This is a genomic window from Amycolatopsis sacchari, from assembly GCF_900114035.1.
GTDB lineage: Bacteria > Actinomycetota > Actinomycetes > Mycobacteriales > Pseudonocardiaceae > Amycolatopsis_E > Amycolatopsis_E sacchari.
On the sequence record NZ_FORP01000013.1, the window covers coordinates 139,924 to 162,269 of the forward strand.

A 22,346-nucleotide genomic window follows, 5' to 3' on the forward strand; every position below is an offset into this window, starting at 1 on the left:
GGGATGCGCGTACTGGTGGCCGAGGACGAGCGGGCGCTCGCCGATCTCGTCGCACGCGGCCTGCGTGCCGCCACGATGGCGGTGGACGTCTGCTACGACGGGCTCGCCGCGCAGGAGCGGCTGGCGGTCCACGACTACGACGTGGTGGTGCTGGACCGGGACCTGCCCGGCGTGCACGGCGACGTGCTGTGCCGGGAGCTGGCCGGCACCGGCGCGCGCACCAGGGTGCTGATGCTCACCGCGTCGGCCACGCTGGACGAACGGGTGGACGGGCTGGAGCTGGGTGCGGACGACTACCTGACCAAACCGTTCGAGTACCCGGAGCTGCTGGCGCGGGTCCGCGCGCTGGGCAGGCGGACGCAGGCGGCGTTGCCGCCGGTGCTCAAGGCCGCCGACCTCGTGCTGGATCCGGCCACTCGCACGGTGACCAGGGGCCGCCGGGGGATCCGCCTGACGCCGAAGGAGTTCGCGGTGCTGGAGGTGCTGCTGCGGGCGCGCGGCGCGGTGGTGAGCAGCGAGCAGCTGCTGACGCAGGCGTGGGACGAGTTCGCCGACCCGTTCACCAACGCGGTCCGGGTCGCGATGTCCAAGCTGCGCGGCAAGCTCGGTGAGCCGCCGCTGATCGAGACGGTCCCCGGTGCCGGCTACCGGATCGCGCCGTGATGACCGTCCGCACCAGGCTGACGCTGCTCTACAGCCTGATGGTGATCGCCGGCGGGTTGCTGCTCGTGCTGGCCATCTACCTGTTGCTGCGGGCCAACCTGGTCAACCAGCTCCAGGTGACCGTCGCGCAGAAGCTCCCCGCGGCCGCCGAGAGGCTCCCCGCGGCACAGCCGGCGCAGCCCGCGGCGCAGGCGGTGGCCGTCGTCTCGTCGAACACGGTGCTGGCGAAGCTGCTGCTCGTCTCCGGGATCTCGCTGCTGACGCTCGCCGTGATCGCCGCCGCGGTCGGCTGGTGGGTGTCCGGCCGCGTGCTGCGCCCGCTGCACCGGATCAGCGCCACCGCCCGCAGGCTGTCCTCGGACAACCTGCACGAGCGCATCGCGCTGGCCGGGCCCCGGGACGAGCTGACCGAGCTGGCGGAGACGTTCGACGAGATGCTGGACCGGCTGGAGGCGGCGTTCGACAGCCAGCGGCGGTTCGTCGCCAACGCCTCCCACGAGCTGCGGACCCCGCTGGCGATCCAGCGCGCCGCGGTGCAGATCGGCCTGCCCGACGCCGATCCGGAGATCGTGGCGCGGTTGCTGGCCGCCAACCGGCGCAGTGAACTGCTGATCGACGGCCTGCTGCTGCTGGCCCGCAGCGACCGCGGGCTGGAGCACCGGGAGCCGGTCCCGCTGCACGAGGTCGCGCGCGAGGTGCTGGCCCAGCACGCCGACGACATTGCCGCTGGCGGCCTGCGTGTGACCGGGGAGTTGGGGGAGTGCTGGGTGTCGGGTGATCCGGTGCTGGTCGGGCAGCTGGTGGACAACCTGGTCGGCAACGCCGTGCGGTACAACGAACCCGGCGGCGAACTGTGCGTGCGCACCGGTGAGGGAGACGGGCTGTGCGTGCTGAACTCCGGCAGGCAAGTGGCGGAGGGCCAGGTGCCCGAGCTGTTCGAGCCGTTCCGCCGGGGATCGGGCCGCGGCAGCACGGACGGCGGGTCCGGGCTGGGGCTGTCCATCGTGCGGTCGATCGTCCAGGCACACGGCGGCTCGGTCAGTGCGGAAGCGCGCCCCGGCGGCGGCCTCACCGTGCACGTGACGCTGCCCGAAAGCACACCCGTCGCACCGTGACGGCCGTCACTCCATTGTGGATCAGCCGCAGAGGGCGCCGACCGCTCCGTGCAGGGCGCGTTGGTGGAGCCGGTCGAGGTCGTAGCGGAGGTCGGTTTTCGCCTCGGCCACGACGAGTGCGATCGTGCAGCGCGGGGTCGGGCGGCGGAGGTCCGCCGTGGCGCCGAGGTGGTCGATGAACGCGCCCGTGATCCGGTCGAGCTGCGGGCGCACCTCGGTGGCGAGGTCGGGCCGCGCCGTCGGCGCCAGCTCCGGGTGCTGGGTCCACTTCTCGTACAGCCACCGTTGCGCCACCTTGTTCATCTCGATCTGGGCGCGGAAAAACTCGACGGTGTCCGGCACGTCGAGGCCCGCCGCGCCCGCGAGCGACGCCGCCTGGTCGAGCACCTGCCGCTCCCGCGCCGGGTCGTCGATCGGCGTGCTCGTGCCGAACTTGGCCGCGGCCACCTTGTCGGCGAGCAGGATCCGCTCGGCGGCCAGCCCGACCAGCGGGGCCAGCCCCTCATTCGCCTGGGTCGCCGCCGCCGCGGGTACCCCCGGCGACGACGACGCCGCAGACCATGAGTGAGGAAAGCCCGGCTCGCAGCACGGAGGAGCGAGAGACGTTCACGAACGAGGACCTGCCTTTACCTGAGGTGCCAAGGAAAATGGATGCCTCGATACCGCTCCGGCCGTCGAGGCACGCCAGGCAACCTAGGGAATCCACCCCCGGCCGCACAACGGCTCCGGCGGAAAGGAAGCCTTGCGCCTGGGGAAAGGTTCAGGCCAGCCGGGGGCTGGGGCGCCGCAAGAGGTCGTGGCCCCGCACCGCCAGTTGGAGCCGCTGGTGGGTGTCCGGTTCGGACAGGTCGAGCCCCAGGATCTCCTCGATCCTCTGCAGCCGGTGGTAGAGGGTGCGCCGCTGGATGAACAGCTTGTCCGCGGCGCGGGCCTTGTTGCCGTTGCAGTCCAGGTAGGCGCGCAGCGTCGGCAGCAGCGGGTTGCTGCTGACCGCGTCGTGTTTGAGGAGCACTCCGAGCTCGTCCTCGACGTAGCGGGTGAGCTCCGGTCCCTCGGACAGGGCGACGAGCAACCGCAGCGCGCCGAGGTCGTCGAAGCGCCGCATGCCCTGCTCGGCCGAGGCCAGCGCGACCGAGGCGGCGTTGCGGCTCTGGCGGAGAGCCAGCGGGAGCCCGGCCGGGGTGACGACGCGGCTCGCCCCGCCCCGCACCCCCTCACCGGCCAGCAGGTCCAGCACCGCCTGTTCCTCGTCCGCCGCGCGCAGCCCGACGACAGCCATGTCGTAGTCGCCGATGTCGCCGACGACAGCGGGCCAGCCCGCGTCGTGCAGCACGCGGGCGAGGTCCTGGTCCCCGAACGGGCGCTCGCCCGCCGTGCGCCCGGTGACCACGACCAGGAGCTGCCGGTCACGCAGGTCCTGGCCGAGCGCGAGGCTGCGGCCGACGAACTTCTCGCCCGTGATGTCGCCCAGCAGCAGGCGGTTGAGCAGCGTGGCCTGCCGCTGGGCCGAGCGCGCCCCGCTCTCGCGCTCGCTGAGCAGCGTGATCGCGATGGCCGCCGCCGCCCGCTCGAGCGCGCGCAGATCCGACGTGCTGGGCTGCACACCGCCGTGCAGCAGGTGCAGCCACCCCCAGGACTCGCCCCGCAGCACGACCGGGCGGCGCGCGCACGCGGCGACGTCGCTGAACGACACGGGCGTGCGGCGCGCGCCGGTCAGCAGGTTCTGGTGGCTCTCGTGGATCGCCCGGGAATGGACGTCCCACCGCGCCACCGTTTCATCCCCCTCCGGGGTGGCGCCCCCGTAGGCGAGCATCCGGTGCGCGATGTCTTCGAGCACGACGGGACAACCGGTCCGCTTCGCGAGTTCCCCGACCATGCCGACGTAGTCCTCGTCCGCGAGCAGGAGGTCCATGAAGGCCTGTCCCGTGGCCTCCTCGGTGATCAGCTGCCGCACCCGCTGCTCCACGAGGACCTCGTGCACCTGCGCCGAGGCCACGGCGAACGGGATCTCGTCGGCGAGCCCGACGAGCGGCAGGCCCAGCGCGCGGGCCTCGTCGATGACGGCCTCCGGCATCGACTCGAACATGCGCCCGGCGAGTTCGACGACCAGTACCGCCGCCCCGGCCTCCGCGAGCCGCCGGATGTAGGCGCGCTGCGGCGCCGCCGTGTCCCCCATGCCGAGACCGGCGGTCAGCAGCATCTCCCCGCCGGAGAGGAACCGGTGGATGTCGGGGATCTCGCCGGTGTGCACCCACCGCACGGGGCGCTCCAGCTGGTTTTCCCCGGCGTAGACGTGGACCGTGGTCCGGTGGAAGACCTCGAGATCCAGCGCGGTGCGTACGGTCAGCGCTTCGGGCATCGGATCTCCACTGTGTGCAACGAACGGTTCGGATATTACACAGGTTGTGCCTGTCGTCGGCAGTGCCGGTTCGCTGAGACTGCGTGAATGAACACCGTTGTGAAGCAACCGATCGCGGCGGCGACCGGGCGGAGCACCCCGCCGGAGATCGCCGATCGCGTCGCCGAGATCATCGCCGACGTGCGGCAGAACGGCGACGCCGCCGTCCGCCGCTGGTCGGAGAAGTTCGATTCGTGGAGCCCGGACTCCTACCGGCTCGGGCCCGCCGAGATCGCCGAGGTCGTGGCGTCGGTCCCCGAAACCGTGCTCGACGACCTGCGGTTCGTGCAGCGGCAGGTGCGCGGGTTCGCGCAGGCGCAACGGGATTCGCTCGCCGACTTCGAGGTCGAGACGCTGCCCGGCGTCTACTTGGGACAGCGGAACATCCCGATTGGCGCGACGGCGGCGTACGTCCCGGGTGGACGGTACCCGCTGACGGCGTCGGCGCACATGACGGTCGTGACCGCGAAGGTCGCCGGTGTGGACCGCGTCGCGGCGACGACCCCGCCGGACCGCGGCGCGCCGCCGCCGGTGAGCGTCGCGGCCATGCACCTCGCCGGCGCGGACGAGATCTACGTGATGGGCGGGGTGCAGGCCGTCGCGGCGCTCGCGCTCGGCACCGAGACCATCGCGCCGGTCGACATGCTCGCCGGGCCCGGCAACGCCTACGTGGCCGAGGCCAAGCGGCAGCTGTTCGGCGAGGTCGGGATCGACCTGTTCGCCGGGCCGACCGAGGTGCTGGTCATCGCGGACGAGACGGCGGACCCGTTCGTGGTCGCGACCGACCTGCTGTCGCAGGCCGAGCACGGTCCCGACTCACCCGCCGTGCTGATCACGACGTCGGAAACCCTGGCCGCGCGGACGATCCAGCGCATCGAGGAGCTGCTGCCCGGCCTGCCCACCAAGGAGGTCGCCGGAGTCGCGTGGCGCGACCACGGCGAGGTGATCGTGGTGCCGGACCTCGACGCGGCGTACGCGCTGGCCGACGAGTACGCCAGCGAGCACGTGCAGGTCCTCACCGCCGAGCCGCGCGTCGCGCTGCACCGGATGCGCAACTACGGCGCGCTTTTCCTCGGTGACAAGACGTGTGTCGCGTACGGCGACAAGGTGATCGGCACCAACCACGTGCTCCCCACGCTGGGCGCCGCGCGCTACACCGGCGGGCTCTGGGTGGGTAAGTACCTGAAAACGGTGACCTACCAGGAGATCCGGGACGCCGCGTCGAGCGCCGAGCTGGGGGAGATCTGCGGCCGGGCGTCCCGCCTGGAGAACTTCGAAGGACACGCGCGCTCCGGCGACATCCGCGTCGCGCGGTACGGCGGCGCACGGCTGGAGTGGACCGACCACTTCAGCCACTCCTGAGTCCTGATCCCACCCACCAACCCCCCGGCCAACGGAGGTCGTCATGTCAGCTACGGAGAACGCAGCAAGAGCGGTGAAGGGGAGTGCTTCCGCCTCACCGCAAGGACCGGTGTCGTCCCGAGAGGACGCGGAGCTGCTCGCCGCACTCGGCTACGAGCAACGCTTCGACCGGAAAGTCAGCCTGTGGGGGAATTTCGCGCTCGGCTTCGTGTACCTGTCCCCGCTCGTCGGGGTGGTGTCGCTGTTCGCCGTGGGGCTGTCCGCGGCGGGCGGCCCGTCGATCTTCTGGATCGTGGTCATCGGGCTCGGGCAGCTGCTGGTCGCGCTCGTCTTCGGCGAGGTGGTTTCGCAGTTCCCGCTCGCGGGCGGGCTCTACCAGTGGTCGAGGCGGTTGTGGAACGGGCGCTACGCCTGGTTCACCGCGTGGACCTACATCTGCTGCATCACCATCGGCATCACCAGCACCGCGTTGTTCAGTTCGGACTTCGTGGCGAGCCTGTTCGGCGGCACGGCGGAGGAGCCGGGGATCTCGTCCTCACCGGGCCAGCGGCTCGTCATCGCCGTCGCCGTGACCCTGGTCTGCCTCGTCTGCAACAGCTTCGGCACGCGCACGCTCGCGCTGATCTCCAAGATCGGGCTGGCCGCGGAGCTGATCGGGATCATCCTCGTCGGCCTGTACCTGCTGATCTTCCAGCGGCACAACTCCGTGTCGATCTTCTTCGAGGGCATCGGCACCGGTGACGGAGGCGGCTACCTCGGCGCGTTCCTCGGCGCGTCGCTCGTCGGCCTGTTCCTGTACTACGGGTTCGAGGCGTGTGGCGAGGTCGCCGAAGAGGTGCCCAACCCCGCCCGCAGCATCCCGAAGGCCATGCAGCTGACGGTGGTCGTCGGCGGGCTCGCGGCGTTGTTCGCCTTCGCCGGGTACGCGCTCGCCGCACCCGACCTCCAGTCGATCATCGCGGGGCAGGACGCCAACCCGATCCCCGCGATCCTGCAGGCCTCGCTCGGCACGGTCGGCACCAAGATCGTCCTGGCGGTCGCCATCACGTCGTTCATCGCCGGGGTGATGAGCCAGCAGGCCGCGGCCAGCCGGATCGTGTTCTCCTTCGCCCGCGACGACATGTTCCCCGGCTCGCGGCTGTTCTCGCGCGTGACTCGCAAGCACCGCGCGCCGAGGAACGCCCTGCTCGCCGTGAACGTGGCGCCGCTGCTGATCTTCGTGTTCGTCTACTTCTCCCCGGACTCGCTCGTGCGGATCGCGGCCTTCCAGGTCCTCGCCGGGTACGCGGCGTTCCAGCTGGTCGTCCTCGCCGCGCTGCGGATGCGGCTGAAGGGCTGGCGGCCCGCGGGCGCGTGGACCCTGGGCCGGTCGGGACTGGCGATCAACGTCGCCGCGCTGGTCTACGGGGTGCTCGCGATGATCCTGCTGGCAGCGCCGACAGGGGACGCCGACACGCCGTTCGTCGACCGGTGGATCGCGTTGATCGGCTTCCTCGTCGTGTCCGCGGTGGGGCTGGTGTACCTGCTGGTGGCCAAGCCGGAACGGAAGTCGACGGCCCCGGAGGGGGACGCCATCGAAATCGCGGAGCGGCTTCGCGCCCGGGCGGCGAGGATGGCGGTCACGGCAGAAAGGAAGCAACCATGACCCGTGTGCTGTACCTCTACGGCGGCTGGCCGGGGCACAAGCCCTACGAGATCGCCGAAAAGTGGGCCAAGCCATTGTTCGCCGAGCTGGGCTTCGACGTGGAGGAGACCAACGACATCTTCGCGCTCGACGCGGACCTCACCGGCTACGACCTGATCGCGCTCAACTGGAACAACGCCCTCCTCGCGGAAGGACTGTCCGCGGCACAGGAGCACAGCCTCCTGTCGGCGGTCGAGGCGGGCACCGGGATCGCCGCGTGGCACGGCGCCGCCGCGGCCTTCCGGCTGAGCATCAGGTACCACCTGCTCCTCGGCGGGAGCTTCCTGGAACACCCCGCCGGGGAAGGGGTCAAGCACCCCTACCAGGTGTCCATTGTGGACAAGCAACACGAGATCACGCGCGGGGTGCTGGACTTCCGGGTGGCCTCGGAGCAGTACTACATGTCGGTCGACCCCAACAACACCGTGCTGGCCGAGACCACCTTCGACGGCGAGCACCTGCCGTGGCTGGCGGGCCGCACCATGCCGCAGGCGTGGACGCGCACGTGGGGGAGCGGCCGCGTGTTCTACAGCGCGGTCGGGCACGACCTGGACGACCTCCAGAACCCCGCCGTGACGCGGCTGTGCGCCCAGGGCTTCGCCTGGGCGGCCCGCAAGGGCGCATGACGAGGAACACCGAACACCAGAGCGAGTTGGGAGCAACCCCATGCCTGTCCTCACCGGAGGTCAGATCGTCGCGCAGACGCTGCGCAACTACGGCGTCGACTACGTGGCCGGCATCCCCGGCCACGGGATCTGGTCGCTGACCGACGCCTTCCTCGACGAGGAGTCGAAGATCCCGTTCGTGCAGACGTTCCACGAGCAGAGCGCCGTGCACCTGGCGGACGGTTTCTACCGCGCCACCGGGCGCCCGATGGCGGCCGTGACCTCGATCGGCGCCGGCGCCAGCAACACCGTCATCGGGATGGGCACCGCCTTCACCGACTCGACCAGCGTGCTGGTCATCACCGGCGGCCCGCCGACCCACATGCGGGGCCACGGCCTGCTGCAGGAGCTGGAGCGCTACACCGCCAACGACTTCCCCAAGGTGGCCGAGGCGGTGAGCAAGCGGCACTGGGTGGTCACCCGGGTCGAGGAGCTGCCGTTCGTGCTGCACCGGTGCTTCAACTCGATGCTCACCGGCAGGCCCGGCCCCGTCCACCTCGAAGTGCCGATGGACGTGCAGGCCGAGGCCGCCGAGGTCGACCTGCACGACCTGCGGCGCCGGATCCCGGTCGGGAAGCAGCACCCGGACCCCGAGGCCGTGGACAGCGCGGTGTCGGTGCTGCGTGAGGCACGCCGTCCGGTGATCGTCGTGGGTGGTGGCGCCATCACCTCGGACGCCGCGGACGACGTGCGGGCGCTTGCCGAGCGGTGGCGCATCCCGGTGGTGACGACGTGGAACGGCAAGAGCGCGTTCCCGGAGGACCACGAGCTGTTCGCGGGCAGCGTCGGCCAGACCGGGACGCTGGTGGGCAACGCGGTGGCCAGTGCGGCGGACGTCGTCGTCGCGATCGGCTGCCGGTTCACGGACTGGTCGGCGTCCAGCTACGCCAAGGGCGTGAGCTTCTCCATCCCGCCCGCGAAGCTGATCCACATCGACATCGATCCCCACGAGATCGGCAAGAACTACCCCGCCGAGGTGGGCATCGTGGCCGACGCGCAGCGCACGGTCGCCGCGATCGTCGACTCGCTGCCTTCCGCGTCCCCGGACCGGTCCGAGTACCTGGCAGAACTCGCCGGGCTCAAGAGGGACTGGGAGGAGAAGCTCGCCATCCGGCGTGACAGCGACCGTTTCCCGTTCACCTCGCAGCGTCCGCTGGGCGCGCTGCGCTCGGTGCTCCCTGGGGACGCGATCGTGGTCGTCGGCTCGGGCAACACGCAGGGCGCGGTGAAGCAGACGTTCCCGGTGTACGAGCCGCGCACGCACCTGACGTCCGGCGGGTTCTCCAGCATGGGCTGGGCGGTTCCGGCGGCGGTGGGGGCGAAGCTGGGCAGGCCGGACCGGACCGTGGTGTGCGTCCTCGGCGACGGGGACTTCCTGATGACGGCGCAGGAGATCGCGCTGAGCGTGACGACGGGCGCGCCGGTGGTGTTCGTGGTGCAGAACAACGCGGGGTACATGTCGATCCGGGGCGGGCAGCGCAAGCAGACGTCGCGGCACATCGGCACCGAGTTCTCGCACCCCGACGGCACGCCATACAGCCCGGACTTCGCGGCGCTCGGGCGGTCCTTCGGCATCGAGTCGTGGAAGGTCACCGACGCCGATTCGCTCGAACCGGTGCTGAACAAGGCCGTCCAGTCCGGCGGCCCCGCACTCGTGGAGGTCCCCACCGACCGCGACGCGGCCGGCCCGTGGGTCCCGGGCTGGTGGGATTTCCCCGTGCCCGCCTACGTGACCGACGAACGGCAGGACGAGTACCGCCAGACGAGGGCCACGGAACAACACCTCTGACGGGACACTGATCGAGGCGATCCCACAGCCGTAGCCTCCACGGGTGTGGGATCGCCTTCTCGATGCCGGGGAGTTTTGTTCCCGCGCGGGGAAACACACACGAAGGGGCGGGAACCCGGATCGGGTTCCCGCCCCTTCGCGCTTCACCGTTCGGTGAGTGGTCCGGGGTTGTGAGCACCAGCAGCTTCGCAGCTCCGAACTTGGGCTGGGGCGTCAAGCTGGTCCCTCAACGCCCACAGCTCACCCGCCTCCCCGCACGGACCAGGCGCCTTCCGGATACACCGAACCGCTCCCCGGAGGGCCGGAGCTGGGGTTCCCAGCGCGGCTTCCGGGGAGCGGTTCGGCTGCACTCCTTCACCGGCCCGTGAGGGCCTCCGGTGTCGTGAGCGCCAGCACCTCCTCCTCCGTGAGCAGGGCGCGTTCGCGGACGAGGTCGAGTGGCGGCCTGCCGGTGTGGTGCGCTTCGAGCGCGATGGCGCTCGCCGTCTCGTAGCCCAGCGCGGGGCCGAGCGCCGTGACCAGACCCGTCGAGGACGCCACGATCTCCCGCAGCCGGTCGCTGTTCGCGGTGATACCCCGCACGCAGCGGTCCGCCAGCACCCGCGCCCCCGCCGTCAGGTGGTCCAGACTCGCCGTGAGCGCGCGGGCGATGATCGGTTCGAACGCGTTGAGCTGCAGCTGCCCGCCTTCGGCCGCGAGGGTCACTGTCAGGTCGTTGCCGATGACCTCGAACGCGATCTGGTTGACCGCCTCGGGGATCACGGGGTTGACCTTGCCGGGCATGATCGACGACCCCGCCTGCCGCGCCGGGAGCCCGATCTCGCCCAGACCCGCCTGCGGCCCGGAGGACAGCAGCCGCAGATCGTTGCAGATCTTGGACAGTTTGACCGCCACCCGCTTGAGCACCCCGGACAGCTGCACGAACACGCCGACGTCCTGGGTGGCCTCGATGAGGTCCGGTGAGGACACCAGCGTCGGGATGCCGGTGAGGGAGCGCAGGTGCGCCAGCGCCGCCGCGCGGTATCCCGGGCGGGCGTTGAGACCGGTGCCGATCGCCGTGCCGCCCAGGTTCAGCTCGTGCAGCAGCAGCCTCGCCTCCGCGAGCCGCTGCTCGTCCTCTCCGATCGTGGCCGCGAACGCCCCGAACTCCTGGCCGAGCGTCATCGGCACGGCGTCCTGCAGCTGCGTGCGGCCCATCTTCAGCACGTCGGCGAACTCGCCCGCCTTGGCCGCGAACGCCGCACGCAGGCCGCCGAGCGCGCCGAGCAACTCGCCGACATGGCTGTCCAGGGCCAGCTTCACCGCTGTCGGGTAGACGTCGTTCGTGCTCTGCCCCAGGTTGACGTGATCGAGCGGGTGCAGGACCGAGTACTCGCCGCGCCGGTGGCCCAGCAACTCCAGCGCACGGTTCGCGATGACCTCGTTCGCGTTCATGTTCGTCGACGTCCCGGCACCACCCTGGATGAGGTCGACGACGAACTGGTCGTGCAGCGCCCCGTGCCGGATTTCCGCGCACGCGACGGCGATCGCCTCCGTGCGCGTGCGGTCGAGCGCGCCGACCTCACCGTTGGCCCCCGCGGCCGCCTGCTTCACCGTGGCGAGCGCGGTGATCAAGTGCGGGCGGGCGCGCAACGTCTCCCCGCTGAGGGGGAAGTTGGTCAGCGCCCGCACGGTGTGCACGCCGTAGTACGCGTCGGCGGGCACTCTTACGTCACCCAGCATGTCGTGCTCGACCCGGTGGTCAGCCATCGAGACCATCCACAATGGACGGGGCGATGCGCAACGCGTTGGCCCCGATCGTCAGCGCCGGGTTCAGCGCCGCGGACGACGGGAAGAACGACGAGTCGGCGAGCCACAGGTTGCCGACGTCGTGGCTGCGGCACTGGGGATCCAGGACGCTGTGCGCCGGATCGGTGCCCGCCACTGCGGTGCCGCACATGTGCGAGTTCGTCTCGATCCCCATGCGCTGCGTGAAAGTCAGCGGGTACCCGGACCGGCGCACGAGCTTCGTCACCCGCGACACGAGTTCGTGGTGCGCACGCAGGTTGTTCGGCTGCCAGTCGATGATGATCCGGTCGCCATCGACGCGCACCCGGTTGTCCCGCGAGGGCAGGTCTTCGCTGGTGAGGTAGATGTCGATGCTGCGGGCCGACATGAACTTCAACGCCCACATCGGCGCCCACGGGCGGGCTGGTTTCAGCATCGGGGCTTGCAGCTTTCCGAGCATCTGCAGGTTTCCCAGCGGATAGGGGACCCCGTTGCCGGCCTCGTAGAAGTCGTTGAGCCCCAACGTCTTCTGCCACTTCGTCCGGTTGGTGCGCAGCGGGTTCACCCCGACGAAGAACGTGCTGTTGTGCACCATGTAGTTCCGGCCGAGCAACCCCGACGAATTGCCGAGACCCTCGGGGTGCTGGTCCGAGGACGACTTCAGCAGTAGCGCGGCGGAGTTGACGGAACCGGCCGCGAGCGCGAACCGGTGGGCGTTGATCCGGATGGTGCGCCCCTCGTGCTCGACCTCCGCGGCGACGACCTTCGTGCCGTCCGCCGACGTGATCAGCCTGGTCGCGCGTGCGTGCGTCAGGAGTTGCACGCCCGCGTTCAGGGCGGGGATCAGCAGCCGGTTCTCCGCGTCGGACTTCATGCCCGTGTTGTCGGGACACCCGTCCGCCGCGGTCACCGCGGCCCGGTCGGCGAGCGTGGTGACGTTCATGGCGTTCGGCGTGTGGAAGGGGTGCATCCCTTGTCGCCGCAGGGATTCCGAGAAGCGTTCGATCACCGGCTCGTGGGGCAGGGCCGGGTGCGGGTACGGCGTCGAGTGCGGCGGTTCCGTCGGGTCCTCGCCGACCTGCCCGTGCACCTGCAGCACCCGCTCCATCTCACCGTAGTACGGCTCGAGGTCGTCGTAGGTGAACGGCCAGGCCTGCGACACGCCTTCCGCGTGCGGCACCTCCATGAAGTCGCTCCGCCGGAACCGGGGGAGCATCGCGCCGTAGAACCGGGTGTTGCCGCCGACCCAGTAGTACGTCCCCGGCGCGAACGGGCGCCCGGTGGAGCCGTCGTACCACGAGCCGGCGTTCTTGTAGCGGCCCTTGAGGTGCATCTCCTCCGGCCGGGAGTTCTCCGGCTCACGCGGCAGGAAACCGCCGCGCTCGACCACGAGGACCCGCGCACCCGAGTTCCGCAACGCCCAGGCCAGCGCCGAACCGCCCATGCCGGAACCGATGATCAGCACGTCGGTGTCGAGCTCGCCGTCCACGGTCACCAGCGAACCGGGGTCGACGTCCTCGGGCAGGTAGTCCCGCATCTGCTCAGTCATCTCCTTCGAGGATGTTGTGAAAGTGGCATGTGTAGCGGTGCGGGTGGCGGTGCCGGTCGACGGCGCGGGAGCAAGCGGCTCCGCCGCTTAGGAAACAGCTTCGAGGATGAACGACGCGGCCCGTTCGCCGATCATGATCGCGGGCGCGTTGGTGTTGCCGGTGACCAGCGTCGGCATGATCGACGTGTCCGCCACGCGCACGTTCTCCAGGCCTTGGACCCGCAGGCGGGAGTCGACGACCTTGCCCATCATGCAGGTGCCGGACGGGTGGTAGAACGAAAACGCCTGGCTCGCGATGTACTCGTCGATGTCGGCGTCGCGGTCGGACCGCGGGGCGAGACCGGCCTCGGCCGCCGTCTTCAGGTTCCCGTCGACGAGGTCGGTCAAGGGAGCCTGGCGGGCGATCTCGAGGCACATCCGCACGCCTTCCCGCAGCCGCGCCCGGTCGTCGGGGTCGGCGAGGTAGTTGTGGCGGATCCTAGGCTTGGCGTACGGGTGCGAGTGGCGCAGCGTCACGCTGCCCCGGCTGGCGGGACGCGCCACGTAGGGCCCGAAGGACATACCGGGTTCCAGCGGGGCGGCGAGCCCCTGGTCCCGGACGATGCCCAGCGCGGCGTGCACCTGGATGTCCGGGGCGGGCAGGTCGTCGCCGGACCGCAGGAAGCCACCGACCTCGGTCCAGGCCATCGGGCCGGTGCCCTCCTCCCGCAGCCGCCGCTCCTCCGCGGAGGTGTCCGGGCCGAGCACCGGGGGAGTGCTGCTGAAGAAGCTGAGGAAACAGCCCGCGTGGTCCTGCATGTTCCGGCCGACGTCGGGGAGGTCGTGCCGGGGCGCGACACCCGCGGCACGCAGTTCGTCCGCCGGGCCGACTCCCGACTGCAGCAGCAGGTGCGGCGAGTTGTACGCACCGAGCGACAGCACGACCTCGCGGTCGATCCCGATCCGCCGGACCGTGCCGGCGTGGTCGACGTCGAGTCCGGTCGCGCGGTCGCCGTCGAAGTGCACCCGCAAGGCGAGTGTGGACGGCAGCACGGTCAGGTTCGGACGTCCGGCGGCCGGGCCGAGGAACGCCACGGCGCTGCTGCACCGGAGCCCGCCGCGCTGGGTCACCTGGTAGTAGCCGACCCCTTCCTGCTCGGCGCCGTTGAAGTCGGAATTCGGGGCGTGGCCGGCGTTCTGGGCGGCCTCCACCCACGCCGTGAGCAGCGGGTGGACGGACACGGGATCGCTGACGGTCAGCGGACCGCCCACGCCGTGGAACTCGTCGGCGCCGCGCTGGTTGTCCTCGGACTTCTTGAAGAACGGGAGCACGTCCTCGTAGGCCCAGCCCTTGTTGCCGAGCCGTTCCCACGTGTCGTAGTCGTAGCGGTGACCGCGCACGTACAGCATCGTGTTCATCGAGCTCGTCCCGCCGACGACGCGCCCGCGTGGCAGGTAGGCGCGGCGGCCGCCGAGGTGCGGTTCGGGCTCGGTCTCGAAATCCCAGTCGTAGAACGTCTTGAGCTGCTGGGAGAACAGGGCGGGGATCTCGAACAACCGCCCGGCAGGCATCGGTCCCGCCTCCACCAGCGCGACGGTGACGTCCGGGTTCTCCGACAACCGTGCCGCGAGTGCGCACCCGGCCGATCCCGCTCCGACCACGACGTAGTCGTAGGTTTCGGTCATTCGGCTCTCCTCAGTGGATGGTCGTGGTGTGTCGTCCGCAGCGTAAGGAGACGAGGCCGAGGGGCGGGAGGCACGAGGTGTGCAATGATCGGCGGCGCGGCTGCACACCTTGTGGCGTCGCGGGTTATTCGTATCACTCAGCGGCGTCGCGGAGGCGCTGTGCTGCCGCGGACCACGAGTTCGGTGGGAAGCGTGACCGCGGTGGCCTGCTCGCCCGCGATGACGTCGAGCAGCAGCCGTGCGGCCTGACGTCCCTTCTCGACGAGGGGTTGCCGGACCGTGGTGAGATCCGCTTTGGCCGCCTCGGCGATGTCGTCGAACCCGGTGACGGACAGGTCGCGGGGGACCCGCAGGCCGAGCTCGGTGGCCGCGTCGATCGTCGCGAGGGCGAGCACGTCGGTCGCGGCGAGCACCGCGGTCAGCGACCGGTCCCGCAGCAGCGCGGCGGCTGCCGCGCGGGAGGCCGCGTAGTCGAAGCCGCCCGCCTCGATCACGGTCGTCTCCCGCCGGCTGACCCCGGCTGAGCGGAAGGCCGAGCGATAGCCCGCCAAGCGTTCCTTGTTCACCAGGTCGCGTGCCGCGCGTTCGCGGGCCGGGGTGACCGGGCCCGCGGCGCCGTCCGGCACCAGGCGGTCGACGAGGACGCCGACGCGCCGGTGGCCGAGGCCGAGGACGTGTGCGGCGATCTCGCGCGCCGCCTTCCGGTCCGGGATGCCGACCCGGGGGAGGTGCCCGAGATCGGAGCCGTCGATCACCACGATCGGCAGGCCGCGCGCCACGACGGTCGCCATGCCGGGATGCCCGTCCGGCATGGCGTAGGCGAGGAACCCGTCCACCGCGCCGCGGACCAGGACGCCGCCGCCTTCGGTGAGGCGGGGCGATTCCAGCGGGCAGGGGAGCAGGGTGAGGGCGACCTCCGCGAACTCGCCGACCTCGGAGATGCCCTTGAGCAGCTGCACCGCCGCGGGGTCGTCGAAGGCGTACCCCAGGGTGTCGGTGATCAGCAGGCCGATCGCGCCGACGCGCCCGGTGCGCAGGGTGCGCCCGGCGGGGTTCGGCCCGGCGTAGCCGAGTTCGGCCGCGACCGTGAGGATGTGCTCGCGCCGCGCCGCCGACAGCTTGTGCGGCTGGTTGTACGCGTAGGACACGGCTGCCTGGGAGACCCCCGCCGCTCGCGCGATGTCGTTCATCGTGACTGTCACGCCTGCTCCCCTTCGTGCCGGCCGTCAGCTTACCGCTGTGCTTGCGGGGCAAAGGATCCGTGCGTACGCTGCCGTCTAGTTAATCGTATAACCAACCCTTGGGGAAGAGGCGGCCATGACCGCGCACGAACGAGACGCGCACACCGTCCTGCTGCCCGTGGCGGGTGAACTGGCGGTCGGGCCCTGGCTGCGGGACCTGCTGCGGCGGGGCACCCGGTCGGTGCTGATCGGCGAAACCCGCGAGGAGTACGTGGCGCGGGAGATGACGCCCCAACGGCGCGCGGAGGAGACCGCGGAGGACTTCCGGAAGTTCGTCGCGGCGGTCGAAGCGGAGGCCGGTGCGCCGGTGCTCGTCGCGGTGGACCAGGAACCGTGGGGCATCGCGCGGCTCCACGACCTGGTTCCCGCGTTTCCTGCTGCGGATTCGCTGCGTGGGCTGCCCGACGAGGAGATCGCCACGGCCGCCGCCGCGGTCGGCCGGGCCGCCCGCGCCCTCGGCGTGAACATGTTCCTGGCGCCGGTCCTGGACGTCCTTTCCGGTGCCAACTCCTGGCTGGAGGGCAGGACGCTGCCGTTCGACGAGGAGGAAGTGGCGCGCATCGGCGCCGCGTTCGTGTCCGGTGTGGAGAGTGCGGGTGTGCTCGCGGTGGCCAAGCACTTCCCCGGCCATCCGGAGCTCGCGGCGGACCCCGCACTGCACGACGTGACGTCCACCGGCGAGCGCGTGGCGGACACGCCGTTCCGCCGCGCCATCACGGCAGGACTGCGCGGGATCATGACCGGCCCGGTCGTCGTGGCGGCGAGCGATCCGGCCGAACCGGCGTCGACCTCGCCCGTGATCGTGCGGGAACTGCGTGAGGAGCTGGGTTTCGACGGCCTCGTCGTCAGCGACGACCTGGACACCCCGAGCACGACGCACGGCCGCGGCCTGCTCGACACCACGCTTGCCGCCGTCGACGCGGGAGTGGACCTGCTGCTGCTCCCGGGTGGACCGGAACTCGCCGGGATCGCCGCGCGCGCGGAAGCCGACAGCACCTTCGCCGCCCGCCTGGCCGAGGCCGCGGGCCGGACTCGTGCCGCCATCCCGCGCGCGGCGTGAGATTAAGCCACTTCTTGACACGGTGCTATAGCAAAAGTAGCGTGGCGCTTCCACTGACACCGGAGGGAAGGTCACGCCGATGACGACGGTGACCACGCAGCACGTCCCCTCGCACCGTTCGTCTCGCCTCCGGCGCGGAGCTGGTCCGCGAGGTGCACGGTGCGCCCGGTGGTCGGTTTCGGCGCGGCAGTGCTCCCGGATGCTCGACGAGATCTGGCACATCGACCGCGCCGCGGACCGGTGAGGGCATGACCGGGGTCCCCTACACCACCCAGACGGCCCCGCCCGCACTGCGCGCCGGGCCGCTGGCCACCGACACCCACCACCACATCTTCGACGACCGCTTTCCCGGCAGCGGACCGAAACCGCCGCAGGCCACCGCCGAGGACTACCGGTCGTTCCGCACGTGGCTCGGCTTGTCGCGGTCGGTCGTCGTCGCGCCGTCGAACTACGGCACCGACCACCTCAACGTGCTGGAGTCGATCGCGGAGCTGGGGCCGGACGTCACCCGGGGCGTGGTCATCGTCGACCCCGACGTGGATCTCGCGGAACTGTGGGACCTGCACGCCGCGGGTGTTCGCGGTGTTCGGGTGTACCTCACGAAGAACCGCGTTCCCACGGCCGACGAGTTGCGCGTCCTCGCGCGCAAGGTGGCCGATCGCGGCTGGGTGATGCAGCTCGTCGCCGGTTCCGGTGAGGAGGTCCTGCCCCGGTGGGAGGACGTCGTCGCCGCGCTGCCGTGCCGCGTGGTCATCGACCACCTCGGGTGGACGCCCCAGCCGGCGGGTGCGGACAGCGCCACCGCCCACACCCTCTTCCGGCTCGCGGAGCGCGGCCACGTCTACGTGAAGATCTCCGGCTTCTACCTCTCCTCGGTGACCGGGCCGCCGACATACTCCGATGTGGACACTTTCGCCGCGACCGTGTGCCGCCGTGTTCCCGAGCGGGTGGTGTGGGGTACCGACTGGCCGCACCCGGTCGCGTTCCTGCGGGGCGAGACCCTGCCCGACGACGCGGCACTGCTCGACCGGCTGGCGGTCTGGCTGCCGGACGAGGCGGACCGCGAACGCGTGCTGGCGGACACGCCGACGTCCCTGTACTGGTGCGACTGACCCGGCGGTGGTGCCGAGGCCGCCCGGCTCAGTCGCCGGGAGGGCCGGTGGGCCGCCGTTTGAGGGTGATGGAGCTGATGCGGTCCTGCAGCGCGGCGGGGATTTCCCAGTCGCCCGGGGCGCCGGTCAGGCAGGCGTCGTGGGCGCGGGCCGCCTCGGCCAGTACATCGGCGTCGTCGGCGGTGAGGCCGGTGAAGCGGACCCGCGCCTTGCCAGGGCCGTCGACGGCGGCGACGCCGTCGTCCGGGCAGCCGCCGAGGCACTGCACGTACCGCACGTCGCCGGGTGCGGTGCCCGCGTTCCGCTCGAAGGCCGCGCGGAGGGCGTGGCAGAAGGTGCCGGTGGCCGCGCTGTCGTAGCGGGGACAGGTGCGGCAGACGAACAAGGCCATGGGTTTCCTCGATGCTGGGCGAAAAGGGGTGCGGGACTCAGACGGTGGCCCCGCACCCCGTGCACCTGTCAGACGGGCTGCGGCAGGCTGGCCGGCGCTTCGCTGGCCTCCTTGTGGAACCGGCCGTCCTTCATGATGTAGTTCAGCCGGGTCTGGTCCTGGAGGATCGTGATGTCGGCGAGCGGGTCGCCGTCGACCAGCAGCAGGTCGGCCAGGTAGCCGGGCTGGACCTTGCCCAGCTCGTGCGGGCGCATCATGATCTCGCCGCCCTGTGCGGTGGCGGCGATGATCGCCTCCATGGGCGTGAAGCCGAGCAGGTCGACGAAGTGCGCCAGATCCCGGGCGTAGGTGCCGTGCGGGGTCCACGCGAACCCGTAGTCCCCGCCGGGCAGCACCCGGATCCCGCGCCGGTGCATCTCCCGCAGGCCCTCGACGGCGGCGTCCAGTTCGATCTTGTAGCCCGCCGCCTCCGCGGCCTCCTGCGGGTAACCGAAGGACTCGGCCTCGTACAGGGTCGCGATCAGCCAGTTGATCGCCGGCGCCACGAACACCCAGTCCTTGTTGGCCTCCAGCAGGTCCATGCCCTCGGCGTCGGTGAAGCTGGCGTGGTAGATGATCTCCACCTTGTTGCGCACGCACATCTTCACGCTTTCCGCGCTCCGCGCGTGCGCGCACACCCGCTTGTTGAACCGGTGCGCCTCCGCCGCCGCGGCCGCCAGCTCCTCCTCCGAGAAGAAGGTGTCGTTTGCGTGCAGGTCGCCGGTGAACTCCTCCCCGGTCATGGACAGCTTGATCTGGTCCACGCCGATCGCCACCAGCTCCCGCACGGCCTTGCGCATGCCCTCCGGCCCGTCGGCGAACTTGGTGATGGACTTGACGATCGCGCCGCCGGTCACGGCGATCTCGGGCCCGTTCGCGAGGTAACGCGGCCCGGGGAAGCGGCCGGAGTCGATGGCGTCGCGGGTGACGACGTCTAGCCGTTCCTTCGCCGACGCCGCGCCGAGGCACATGGTGTAGCCGGAGTCGAGGTAGGTGCGCGCGGACTCCAGGCAGAACAGCAGGTGCTCCTCGACCGGGGTGTTGCCGAGCCCTTCGAGGTCCGCCGAGTTGTTCCAGGACAGGTGCGTGTGCGCGTCGCACAGGCCCGACATCAGCGTCCGGCCGCGTCCCTCGACGACGCGCGCGCCCTCGGCCCTGGCCGCCTCGACCGTGCCGACCGCGGCGATGCGGTCGTCCTCGACCAGCACGTCGCCGGGATAGGGCTCCGCGCCGGTGGAGTCGAGGATGCGCACGTCGCGGAACAGGATCTTGCTGGTGGTCGTGGGCATCGGTGCCCTCCTCCTCGTTGAGGTTGTTACAGGAACTTCCGCAGGTGCTCGGTGACGGCGTCGGCGGCTTCGAGCGCGGTCCAGTGCCCCACGCCGGGCAGGACGTCGACGGTCGCGTTCCCGTGGGCGTCCGCCAGTTCGTGACTGGCCTCGGGCGGCCCCACCTTGTCCTGGTCGCCGGTGAGCAGGAGCAGCGGGAGCGCCGGGTCGACCGGACCGGGGTCGGTGGCGGCGGCGAGCGCTTCGCAGTTGCGGGCGTAGCCTTCGGCGTCCTGGCGCATCACCAGTTCCCGGACGAAGGCGGCCACCTCGGGCTTGTCCCGCCGCGTGGTCTCGGACAGCGCGTTCGCGACCACCCCGGGCGCGACCGCGGCGGTGCCCTTTTCCCGCAGCACGGCCGCCCGGTCGCGCTGGGCCTGGCGCCCGGCCTCGGCCGGTTCGCGCACCGCGCCCAGCAGGGCGAGTGCGGTGATCCGGCCGGGGTAGGTGTTCGCGAAGACCCGCGCGACGAGTGTCCCCATGGAATGGGCGACCACCGCGGCGGATTCGGCACCGAGGGCGTCGAGCACCCCGGCGAGGTCGTCGGCGTGGGACTCCACGCTGATGCCGTCGGCGAGGCCGGAGCGGCCCGCGCCCGCGGAATCGACGCGGATCACGCGGTGCGTGGCCGCGAGCGCGCCGGCCTGGATCTGGTAGAAGTTCGAGGTGCCGCCGAGGCCGTGCACGAACAGCACCGCCGGGCCCTCGCCCTCGACCTCCACGGCCAGGTCCTTACCGTTGATTCGCATTGCTTCTCCTTGCTGGTCAGGCGACGCGGTTGCGCAGGACGCCGAGCCCGGTGACCGCCACCTCGACGACGTCGCCGCTGCGCAGGAACTTCGGTGGGGTGAAGCCGATGCCGACCCCGACCGGGGTGCCGGTGGCGAGCACGTCGCCGGGCAGCAGGGTGATCCCGGCCGACAGCGTCGAGATCAGGTCGGGGATGTCGAAGATCAGGTCCTTCACCAGCGCGAGCTGCCGGTTCTCGCCGTTGACCGTGGTCTCCAGTTCGAGCCCGGCCACGTCGGCGACCTCGTCGGCGGTCACCGCGTAGGGCCCCATCGGGCAGTGGGTGTCCAGCGACTTGCCCAGTACCCACTGCTTGTGGTCGCGCTGGAGGTCGCGGGCGGTGACGTCGTTGAGGATCGTGTAGCCCCACACGTGCTGGTAAGCGTTTTCCCGGCTGATCCCGCGCCCGCCGGGGCCGATGATCACCGCCAGCTCGCCCTCGTAGTCGAGCTCGCTCGTCACGCCGTGGTGGGGGTCGATCTCGGCGTCCGGTCCGATCACCGCGGTGGTGGCCTTGGTGAAGAAGATCGGCTTGTCCGGCAGCTCCTCGGAGCGGCTCGGGGAGTCGTACCCGCTGCGCCCGAACTCCGCCGCGTGCTCGCGGTAGTTCTTGCCCACGCAGAACACGTCCCGCCGCGGCACCGGGATGGGGGCCAGCAGCCGCACCGACTCCAGCGGCACCGCGGGCAGGTCCGCCGCCCCGGCGGCGAGCACCGGGCCCAGCTCGTCCCACCGCTCGATCACGTCGAGCAGGCCGGTCCCCGCGGGGAGCAGGCCGCCCGCGTCCCGCACCAGGCCGGCCTCCGGATCGGCGACGCCGACCCGGGGTGCGTCCCCGGCGGCGAAGGTCACCAGCTTCATATGCTGAACCAATCTTAACCAATAATTACCAATCTGACCACCAGGACCCTACGCGAACAAGTGGTCGCGAGGCTAGAGCTGCGAAGAAAAAGGTTGCTGCCGCACCAATTGGTCTCGATTGGTCAAATAGCGGTGCGGTACAGTGTGCCGGTGACGACGGTGGAGCAGGCGCTGCGCGCGCTGGTGAGCGCGGGGACCGCGGAAGGGACCCTCGTTCCGGGGGGCAAACTGCCCACCGAGCGGGACCTGGTGGGCCGGCTCGGCGCCCCCCGCAGCGCGGTCCGCCGCGCACTGGAGGCCCTCGAACGGGAGGGGCTGGTCGTCCGGCACGTCGGCCGGGGCACGTTCCTCACCGAGCAGGCGTCGCGGCAGCTCGACGGCGCGCCCGCGGACACGAGCCCGGCCGAGATCATGCAGGTGCGCCAGCTGCTGGAACCGCAGGTGGCGACGCTCGCGGCCAGGGTGGCCACGCAGGCCGACCTCGACCGGATCAGGGAATGCCTCGCCGCGGGCGGCGCCTGCGACGATTTCGACGGTTTCGAGCGCTGGGACGCCAGGCTCCACCGGTCCATCGCCACGGCCGCGCACAACGGGCTGCTGATGAGCATGTTCGACGTGATGAACACGGCCCGGTCGCTGCCCGTGTGGGGCAGCCTCAAGCGCCGCACCTCCACCCCGGAACTGCGCCGCTGCTACCACCGGGAACACACCGGGATCGTCGAGGCGCTGTGCGACCGCGACCCGGACGGCGCGGGCGAGGAGATGCGGAAGCACCTCCAGCACGTCGCCGACTCGCTCCTCGGCCGTCAGTGAGCCGCGTGCGGCGAAGGTTTCCAGTCCACTGAGGACGGCCGAGCGCCGGTTCCGT

19 protein-coding genes are annotated in these 22,346 nt (G+C 71.1%); 9 read left to right on the forward strand and 10 right to left on the reverse strand.

Annotated elements, in window-relative coordinates; genetic code table 11:
• Positions 1-3: 3 nt before the first annotated feature.
• Together BMZ92_RS21850 and BMZ92_RS21855 are read left to right on the forward strand one after the other, a co-directional pair.
• Positions 4-663: a response regulator transcription factor gene (locus BMZ92_RS21850; protein ID WP_091510821.1), complete on the forward strand. Its 660-nt coding sequence runs from the start codon at positions 4-6 to the stop codon at positions 661-663.
• Positions 663-1,778 (forward strand): sensor histidine kinase, encoded by a 1,116-nt coding sequence (locus BMZ92_RS21855; protein ID WP_218153520.1) that lies wholly within the window; start codon positions 663-665, stop codon positions 1,776-1,778. Before BMZ92_RS21850 ends, BMZ92_RS21855 begins: the two co-directional genes overlap by 1 nt.
• A gap of 21 nt (positions 1,779-1,799) precedes the next feature.
• Here the strand turns inward: BMZ92_RS21855 and BMZ92_RS21860 are convergent, their stop codons facing one another.
• Both BMZ92_RS21860 and BMZ92_RS21865 read right to left on the reverse strand, forming a co-directional pair.
• Positions 1,800-2,225, reverse strand: coding sequence for a chorismate mutase family protein (locus BMZ92_RS21860; protein ID WP_245783190.1), 426 nt, complete (start codon positions 2,223-2,225; stop codon positions 1,800-1,802).
• Between the two features lie 313 nt (positions 2,226-2,538).
• Positions 2,539-4,137: a PucR family transcriptional regulator gene (locus tag BMZ92_RS21865; protein WP_091510689.1), complete on the reverse strand. Its 1,599-nt coding sequence runs from the start codon at positions 4,135-4,137 to the stop codon at positions 2,539-2,541.
• An 87-nt stretch (positions 4,138-4,224) separates the two neighbouring features.
• Between BMZ92_RS21865 and hisD the strand changes: the two genes are divergently transcribed.
• The 4 genes from hisD to BMZ92_RS21885 all read left to right on the forward strand — a co-directional run bounded on the left by hisD (position 4,225) and on the right by BMZ92_RS21885 (position 9,676).
• On the forward strand, positions 4,225-5,538 hold the full coding sequence (hisD, locus tag BMZ92_RS21870) for a histidinol dehydrogenase (protein WP_091510690.1): 1,314 nt from the start codon (positions 4,225-4,227) through the stop codon (positions 5,536-5,538).
• 109 nt (positions 5,539-5,647) lie between these two features.
• Positions 5,648-7,183, forward strand: coding sequence for an APC family permease (locus BMZ92_RS21875; protein ID WP_218153521.1), 1,536 nt, complete (start codon positions 5,648-5,650; stop codon positions 7,181-7,183).
• Positions 7,180-7,848, forward strand: a complete 669-nt coding sequence (locus BMZ92_RS21880; protein WP_091510694.1) for a ThuA domain-containing protein — start codon at positions 7,180-7,182, stop codon at positions 7,846-7,848. Before BMZ92_RS21875 ends, BMZ92_RS21880 begins: the two co-directional genes overlap by 4 nt.
• A 40-nt stretch (positions 7,849-7,888) precedes the next feature.
• Positions 7,889-9,676, forward strand: a complete 1,788-nt coding sequence (locus tag BMZ92_RS21885) for a thiamine pyrophosphate-binding protein (RefSeq protein WP_091510695.1) — start codon at positions 7,889-7,891, stop codon at positions 9,674-9,676.
• 354 nt (positions 9,677-10,030) lie between these two features.
• Here BMZ92_RS21885 and BMZ92_RS21890 read toward each other — a convergent pair whose 3' ends face one another.
• From BMZ92_RS21890 to BMZ92_RS21905, 4 genes are all read right to left on the reverse strand, one after another.
• Positions 10,031-11,425 carry an aspartate ammonia-lyase gene (locus BMZ92_RS21890; RefSeq protein ID WP_091510696.1) on the reverse strand — a complete coding sequence of 465 codons (1,395 nt, stop codon included), beginning with the start codon at positions 11,423-11,425 and terminating at the stop codon, positions 10,031-10,033.
• Positions 11,418-12,992: a GMC oxidoreductase gene (locus tag BMZ92_RS21895; RefSeq protein WP_091510697.1), complete on the reverse strand. Its 1,575-nt coding sequence runs from the start codon at positions 12,990-12,992 to the stop codon at positions 11,418-11,420. Before BMZ92_RS21895 ends, BMZ92_RS21890 begins: the two co-directional genes overlap by 8 nt.
• An 87-nt stretch (positions 12,993-13,079) precedes the next feature.
• Positions 13,080-14,657, reverse strand: a complete 1,578-nt coding sequence (locus BMZ92_RS21900; RefSeq protein WP_091510711.1) for a GMC family oxidoreductase — start codon at positions 14,655-14,657, stop codon at positions 13,080-13,082.
• A gap of 137 nt (positions 14,658-14,794) precedes the next feature.
• Complete coding sequence (locus BMZ92_RS21905) at positions 14,795-15,859, reverse strand: LacI family DNA-binding transcriptional regulator (RefSeq protein WP_218153522.1); 1,065 nt, start codon at positions 15,857-15,859, stop codon at positions 14,795-14,797.
• 115 nt (positions 15,860-15,974) lie between these two features.
• Between BMZ92_RS21905 and BMZ92_RS21910 the strand changes: the two genes are divergently transcribed.
• Together BMZ92_RS21910 and BMZ92_RS21915 are read left to right on the forward strand one after the other, a co-directional pair.
• Positions 15,975-16,958: a glycoside hydrolase family 3 N-terminal domain-containing protein gene (locus BMZ92_RS21910; RefSeq protein WP_091510715.1), complete on the forward strand. Its 984-nt coding sequence runs from the start codon at positions 15,975-15,977 to the stop codon at positions 16,956-16,958.
• Positions 16,959-17,206: 248 nt separating this feature from the next.
• Entirely contained in the window at positions 17,207-18,070 is an 864-nt protein-coding gene (locus tag BMZ92_RS21915; protein ID WP_091510717.1) for an amidohydrolase family protein, read from the forward strand.
• A gap of 28 nt (positions 18,071-18,098) precedes the next feature.
• Here the strand turns inward: BMZ92_RS21915 and BMZ92_RS21920 are convergent, their stop codons facing one another.
• The 4 genes from BMZ92_RS21920 to BMZ92_RS21935 form a co-directional block, all read right to left on the reverse strand.
• Positions 18,099-18,461 (reverse strand): thioredoxin domain-containing protein, encoded by a 363-nt coding sequence (locus BMZ92_RS21920; protein WP_091510720.1) that lies wholly within the window; start codon positions 18,459-18,461, stop codon positions 18,099-18,101.
• Positions 18,462-18,529: 68 nt separating this feature from the next.
• A complete protein-coding gene (locus tag BMZ92_RS21925) occupies positions 18,530-19,789 on the reverse strand; it encodes a metal-dependent hydrolase family protein (RefSeq protein ID WP_091510723.1) in 1,260 nt (419 codons plus the stop codon).
• A gap of 26 nt (positions 19,790-19,815) precedes the next feature.
• A complete protein-coding gene (locus BMZ92_RS21930; protein WP_091510726.1) occupies positions 19,816-20,577 on the reverse strand; it encodes an alpha/beta fold hydrolase in 762 nt (253 codons plus the stop codon).
• A 16-nt stretch (positions 20,578-20,593) separates the two neighbouring features.
• Positions 20,594-21,478: a fumarylacetoacetate hydrolase family protein gene (locus BMZ92_RS21935; RefSeq protein ID WP_091510728.1), complete on the reverse strand. Its 885-nt coding sequence runs from the start codon at positions 21,476-21,478 to the stop codon at positions 20,594-20,596.
• A gap of 150 nt (positions 21,479-21,628) precedes the next feature.
• On the opposite strand from BMZ92_RS21935, the gene BMZ92_RS21940 reads away from it, so the two are divergent.
• Positions 21,629-22,291: a FadR/GntR family transcriptional regulator gene (locus tag BMZ92_RS21940; RefSeq protein WP_245783191.1), complete on the forward strand. Its 663-nt coding sequence runs from the start codon at positions 21,629-21,631 to the stop codon at positions 22,289-22,291.
• Positions 22,292-22,346: the final 55 nt, after the last annotated feature.